Source organism: Proteus sp. G3927 (assembly GCF_963894685.1).
GTDB lineage: Bacteria > Pseudomonadota > Gammaproteobacteria > Enterobacterales > Enterobacteriaceae > Proteus > Proteus mirabilis.
In genome coordinates this window covers 313992-320178 of record NZ_CAWQGX010000028.1, presented here as the reverse complement: position 1 = coordinate 320178, position 6187 = coordinate 313992, and the positions used below count along the sequence as shown (strand labels likewise).

Sequence of the window (6187 nt, the reverse complement as noted above, 5' to 3'; positions counted from 1 at the left end):
AAGCCAGTCGAAGATACCAGCTGGCTGCAACTGTTTATTAAAAACACAGCACTGTGCAAACACGAAAGTGGACGTATACGGTGTGACGCCTGCCCGGTGCTGGAAGGTTAATTGATGGGGTTAGCGCAAGCGAAGCTCCTGATCGAAGCCCCAGTAAACGGCGGCCGTAACTATAACGGTCCTAAGGTAGCGAAATTCCTTGTCGGGTAAGTTCCGACCTGCACGAATGGCGTAATGATGGCCAGGCTGTCTCCACCCGAGACTCAGTGAAATTGAACTCGCTGTGAAGATGCAGTGTACCCGCGGCAAGACGGAAAGACCCCGTGAACCTTTACTATAGCTTGACACTGAACATTGAGCCTTGATGTGTAGGATAGGTGGGAGGCTTTGAAGTGTGGACGCCAGTCTGCATGGAGCCAACCTTGAAATACCACCCTTTAACGTTTGATGTTCTAACCTAGGCCCATAAACTGGGTCGGGGACCGTGTCTGGTGGGTAGTTTGACTGGGGCGGTCTCCTCCTAAAGAGTAACGGAGGAGCACGAAGGTTGGCTAAGCATGGTCGGACATCATGCGGTTAGTGCAAAGGCATAAGCCAGCTTGACTGCGAGAGTGACGGCTCGAGCAGGTACGAAAGTAGGTCTTAGTGATCCGGTGGTTCTGAATGGAAGGGCCATCGCTCAACGGATAAAAGGTACTCCGGGGATAACAGGCTGATACCGCCCAAGAGTTCATATCGACGGCGGTGTTTGGCACCTCGATGTCGGCTCATCACATCCTGGGGCTGAAGTAGGTCCCAAGGGTATGGCTGTTCGCCATTTAAAGTGGTACGCGAGCTGGGTTTAGAACGTCGTGAGACAGTTCGGTCCCTATCTGCCGTGGGCGTTGGAAGATTGAGAGGGGTTGCTCCTAGTACGAGAGGACCGGAGTGAACGCACCACTGGTGTTCGGGTTGTCATGCCAATGGCATTGCCCGGTAGCTAAGTGCGGAAGAGATAACCGCTGAAAGCATCTAAGCGGGAAACTTGCCTCGAGATGAGTCTTCCCTGTCGCTTTAAGCGACCTAAAGGAACGTTTAAGACTAAGACGTTGATAGGCTGGGTGTGTAAGCGTAGCGATACGTTGAGCTAACCAGTACTAATGAACCGTGAGGCTTAACCTGACAACACCGAAAGTGTTTTGTCAGAGAGACGAAACGATGAAGTCAGCTTGTTCAAGATTGAATTACTGGCGACTTACCGAAAGGAAGGAAGCGAGTGATTAAAACCGAATTTGCTTGGCGGCCATAGCGCGGTGGTCCCACCTGATCCCATGCCGAACTCAGAAGTGAAACGCCGTAGCGCCGATGGTAGTGTGGGGTCTCCCCATGTGAGAGTAGGGAACTGCCAAGCATTAAATAAGACGAGAAAGCCAACCCAATGGGTTGGCTTTTTTGCGTTTGATATTTTTTATTCTCAATTTTATCCTTTAACTAAGGAAAAGAGTTATTTCAATTGCTGATAGAGTAAACTGCCAGCAGCGGCTCCTGCCACATCATAAGCAAAATCATGCCAGCTCCATCCCGTACCTTGTGGTCGACTATCATAAAGCTCTTTAGCGACGCCTAAACTTATTGAAAAGGATAAGCCAATAACTAATCCTTCTCGATAAGAATAGTTCTGATGAGCTGCGTAAGCATTAGCTCCTGCGGAGGCTACCATAGAAAATAAAAAATGCTGTGCTTTATCTTTTCCTTGCCAATTATCATTGGCAACATGAAAGGATTGACAACCATTTAACGTGACGAGTGAAAGTAAAACTATTAGATAGAAGCCATTACGCTTTAGTTTCATATAATATCCACGCCTTATTACTATATCTTGATCGTTAGATAGTTGAGCTTAAATCTTAATAAGTTGAAGTATAGTGGATTATAGCGACAAAAAAGCCTTACTTATTTTAAGTAAGGCTTATAAATAGTGCTTAGCAGTATATTTAAATTAGAGTATACGACTAATTAGTCTATCAACACGGATACGCCGTAAACGTTTAATTAATTTTTTCACTTTTAGAGGGTAAAATTTAATACTCTCTAATTGTTGATAACTTTTAACAATCAGTGTTTTTTCTCTGATACAAGCTAACTCTTTATGGCGTTGTTCATGTAATTCATGATGTGGATCGTGAATTAAGATGGCATTTTCAAGATCTAATCCCCAAGCTCGAGGGTTTAGATTATTACCTGTAATTAATTGCCACTCATCATCAACCCACATGCCTTTTAAATGATAGGTATTATCACCGTCTTTCCAAAGCCTTACTGTTAATTGGTCATTATCAATAAAACGTTGAAAACGTTGGGTGAATTTACGAAGATTAATCTCATACAAATAAGGCAAAGCACCGATTATTTTAAAGGGCTCTTCTGGCGGAATATAAAAGTCATTTGCCGTTTTATCACCAATAATAATCTCAACCTGTTTACCATTTCTCAGTAAATGACTAATTTGGCGCACCAAAATAGCAGGTAAATTAAAATAAGGTGTACAAATAACCAACTTTTCTTCAGTCACGGCCATGAGGTGGGAGATAGTCTTATTCAAGATATTTTTCTTGCCTAAGCCGACCAATGGAGTCACTGTTAACTGATTATTTGAGGCATTTCCTTTAATATCGTAACCATCATGTGTGCGTAAATTAAAGCGGAATTGACGGATACAATTTTTAATTTCTGCACAACGCACTCTCTCTTCTGAATCAAGACGTTGAATAGCATCTGATTGCAAAAGACTATCGACAATGAATTGCTTCATTGTGTTTGCGAGTTCAGCATTATGAATGATGTGATATCTGTCATAACGGTATTTATCAAGTTTATGCAAATAGACGTTATTAATACTTGCACCACTGTAAATAACCGTATCATCAAAGATAAACCCTTTTAGATGTAATACGCCTAATGCTTCACGTGTATTAACAGGAATACCATAAATAGGGACGTCAACATCAGGATGCTGTTGTGCAACTTTATGATACCAATCTGCATTTGTTGCATCAGCAGAGACACCTATACGACCGCGTTGAGCACGATGCCAATCAACAATAACGGTGATGGAAAGTTCAGGGCGTTGTTGTTTTGCGGTATAAAGTGCTTCAAGGATCTCCTCGCCCGCTTCATCATGTTCTAGATAAAGTGCGGTAATAAAAATCTCGTTTTGAGCTTGCGCGATATATTTCAATAAGGTGCTGCGAAACGCGGATGTCTGATAAAGCGTTTCAACATCAGCAACTGACTGAGCTAATTTAGGCAGTTGTGCAAGGTGTTGTTGATGCTTAGCAAGTTTTAGTTTAGACAACATCACAGTGCTTATTTCTCTTGTTTATGATGACTAAAAGAGTCATCTTCTATGTAAAAAATTCTGTAACCGATCTTCTGATCATAACATTAGTTATATAGGATGTACGCATAAAATCATCTTATAGAGTGAATTTCTCTTAGGATGTGTAAATAATCACATTCAGAAATTTTCTATTCGCGATTTTATCACTATACATCACTGAGAGGATCAAGAAGCAAGTTGAGATTGACTATTCCTTCATCAAACTGTACTTCTACAGAAAACCCTAATTTTTTAGCTAGACTTATCATATTACGATTTTCAGGCATGGTAATGGCAGTTAACCGTTTGATGCCATGCGCCTTAGTATAGTTGATTAATTTCATCATTAATTGGTGACCCAGTGTATTACCTTTTAAATCAGAGCGTACCAAGATAGCAAATTCTGCCTGTTGATTATCAGGATCTGCCATAGCTCGAGCAACACCAATAATTTCTGGATCATCGTGAGGGTGGCGAATGGCGACAAAAGCCATCTCACGATCGTAATCAATCTGTGTCATATTAGCGAGATCGTCATGGGTAAATTCGCTGATCTCACTAAAATAACGATAATAGAGATCTTCTTTGGTCACTTGATTAATAAAGGTTTTTAGTAGAGGTTCATCTTCAGGCAAAATAGGTCGAATAAAACAAGGTTTGCTATCTCTTAAAAAGAAAGTTTCTTCTAATTCATTGGGATACGGGCGAATAGAAAGTTTTTGATGAGGATCGCCTTCGATAGGTGACAGCTCCATAGCCACGTCTAACAAAGTGAAATCATTACCCGAGACTAACAACGGATGTATGTCGAGCCTGACAATTTGTGGACAATCTAATAGTAAGTGTGAAACTTGCACCAAAAAATGGCTTAAGCTTAGGATATTCAGTGGTTGTAATGCACTTCTAGGTTGGAGCTTGCCACTTTTTATTGCATTAATGACCAGATAACGAGCTAGCGCCATATTAAGTGGTGGCAAAGCAACGGCAGCTTTTGTTTCGATTTGCCACTCAACGCCTCCTTCTCCTAATAGAATTAGGGGGCCAAAGATGGGGTCTTGTTCAATCGCAACACGTAGCTCTTGGGAGCCTGCACGGTTTGCCATACTTTGTACTAATAGTCCTTGAATTTTCGCTTGTGGGTAAAGCTCGCTTACCCGCTCGATAATGGCATGTGCAGCCGATTCAACTTCATTGCTATCTCTTAAATATAACATAACCCCCTGAACTTCCGATTTATGAGGTATATCAGGAGAGCGTAATTTCAGCGCGACCGGATAACCTATTTTTTCTGCAATACTGACCGCTTCTTGTGCATTATGAGCAATCCAAGTAGGTAAAGTATTAAAGCCATAGGCTTCCATAATGGGCTGGACTTGGTGTGTATCAAGGCGATACTGTTTTTTGTCGAGAGCTTCTTCAATACAGCGATGGGCTTGCTGGGTGTTCATTTTTATTTCTAAAGGTAATGCCGGAGTTTCCTTTAGTTGTTTTTGATTTCGGCGGTACTCCACCATATGCATAAAAGCAGTAATTGCGCCTTCAGGAGTGCGATAAGTAGGAATACCCGCTTCACTAAATAATTTACGTGATTGTTGAGATGAATATTCGCCTCCCCAATTAGTAAATAGAGTGAGCCATTTTCTTCTGGGGTGCTTATTAATTGCTTCAATAACTTTTTGTGCTGTTTCAATACTTGGTGCAATAGCACTTGGTGTATGAATTAAGAGTAATGCATCATGATCATGGCTATCTAATAGACAATTCACTGCCCTAATATAGCGCTCTACCGTGGTATCATCACCTAAATTAAGCGGATTACGAATAGCAGATGTGTCTTGCACAATGGCTTGCAATTGTTGCTGAGTATCAGCAGATAATTGTGCTAATTTGCCTGACTGTAAAAATAATTCATCTACAGCCATTGCCGCAGGAGCTGAACCATTGCTGATGATCATCAGTTTCTCGCCTTTTAATGGCGTCATATAACTGAGGGTTTCAACCGCTGAAAACATCTCATGAGTATCTTGTACGCGTAACAGTCCTGCGCGTTGGAAGGCTGCATCATAAGCTACATCATAACTTGGCGTATCGCCTAAGAGTAATTGGGCTTTTTGTGTTCGACCACTTTTTATAACTAGTATTGGCTTATTGCGTGATGCACTACGTGAGGCAGACATAAAGCGCCTTGCATCATGAATATGCTCTAAATGCAGCAATATTGCACTGGTTTTACTATCTCTTGCTAGAAAATCCAGTAAATCATCAACTTGGATATCTTGGTTATCACCTAATGCAATAAAATAGGAAAAGCCAATATTGCGGTAATACGCCCAATCTAGGATGGTGTTAGCTACTGCTGCTGATTGTGAGATAAATGCCAATTTGCCTTTTTTTACAGGAAGGGGTGAAAAGCTGGCATTTAAGCCTTGCCAAGGGGCTAATAAACCTAAACTATTTGGACCTAACAAGCGAATATGGTATTGCTGGCAGAGTGTCTTAATAGCTTCAAATTGTTCTGATTGTGCTGAAAGAACAATCACGGCTTTACAGCCTGATTGACCTAATTGCTCAAGAAGTTCAAGATTGCGGCGATGATGAGTACAGATAATTGCCAAGTCTGGTACTTGGGGGAGTTTATCAATAGAAGGATAAGTAAAAACACCAGAAACAGAATTGCGAGTCGGATTGACTGGAAAGACTGGCCCATTAAACCCACCACTGAGTAAGTTTTTCATCATTGTGGTGCCTGCTCTGCCTACTTTGTCAGAGGCGCCAATCACCGCAATTGATTTAGGACGTAATAGTGCTTCAAGGCCTCGCTGGCTCATA

3 protein-coding genes and 2 rRNA genes are annotated in these 6187 nt (G+C 41.7%); 2 read left to right on the top strand and 3 right to left on the bottom strand.

Features of this window, described 5'->3' with window-relative positions; translation table 11 throughout:
- Together AACV00_RS12740 and rrf are read left to right on the top strand one after the other, a co-directional pair.
- Window positions 1–1161 (top strand): 23S ribosomal RNA (locus tag AACV00_RS12740); the annotation flags it as partial.
- A gap of 113 nt (window positions 1162–1274) precedes the next feature.
- Window positions 1275–1390: ribosomal RNA gene (rrf, locus tag AACV00_RS12735) — 5S ribosomal RNA — on the top strand.
- A 93-nt stretch (window positions 1391–1483) separates the two neighbouring features.
- Here the strand turns inward: rrf and AACV00_RS12730 are convergent.
- The 3 genes from AACV00_RS12730 to AACV00_RS12720 form a co-directional block, all read right to left on the bottom strand.
- Window positions 1484–1831, bottom strand: a complete 348-nt coding sequence (locus tag AACV00_RS12730; RefSeq protein WP_004247412.1) for a YfiM family lipoprotein — start codon at window positions 1829–1831, stop codon at window positions 1484–1486.
- 147 nt (window positions 1832–1978) lie between these two features.
- Window positions 1979–3337, bottom strand: a complete 1359-nt coding sequence (pssA, locus tag AACV00_RS12725; protein WP_049196562.1) for a CDP-diacylglycerol--serine O-phosphatidyltransferase — start codon at window positions 3335–3337, stop codon at window positions 1979–1981.
- A 188-nt stretch (window positions 3338–3525) separates the two neighbouring features.
- The gene (locus tag AACV00_RS12720) at window positions 3526–6186 is read right to left on the bottom strand and encodes a bifunctional acetate--CoA ligase family protein/GNAT family N-acetyltransferase (RefSeq protein WP_124724827.1); all 2661 of its coding nucleotides are present in this window, start codon (window positions 6184–6186) and stop codon (window positions 3526–3528) included.
- Between the last annotated feature and the right edge of the window lies 1 nt (window position 6187).

What these genes read in the sequence shown, in the direction of transcription:
- AACV00_RS12730 (WP_004247412.1), bottom strand. Translation starts at nt 1,831, where the DNA reads ATGAAACTAAAGCGTAATGGCTTCTATCTAATAGTTTTACTTTCACTC.
- pssA (WP_049196562.1), bottom strand. Translation starts at nt 3,337, where the DNA reads ATGTTGTCTAAACTAAAACTTGCTAAGCATCAACAACACCTTGCACAA.
- AACV00_RS12720 (WP_124724827.1), bottom strand. Translation starts at nt 6,186, where the DNA reads ATGAGCCAGCGAGGCCTTGAAGCACTATTACGTCCTAAATCAATTGCG.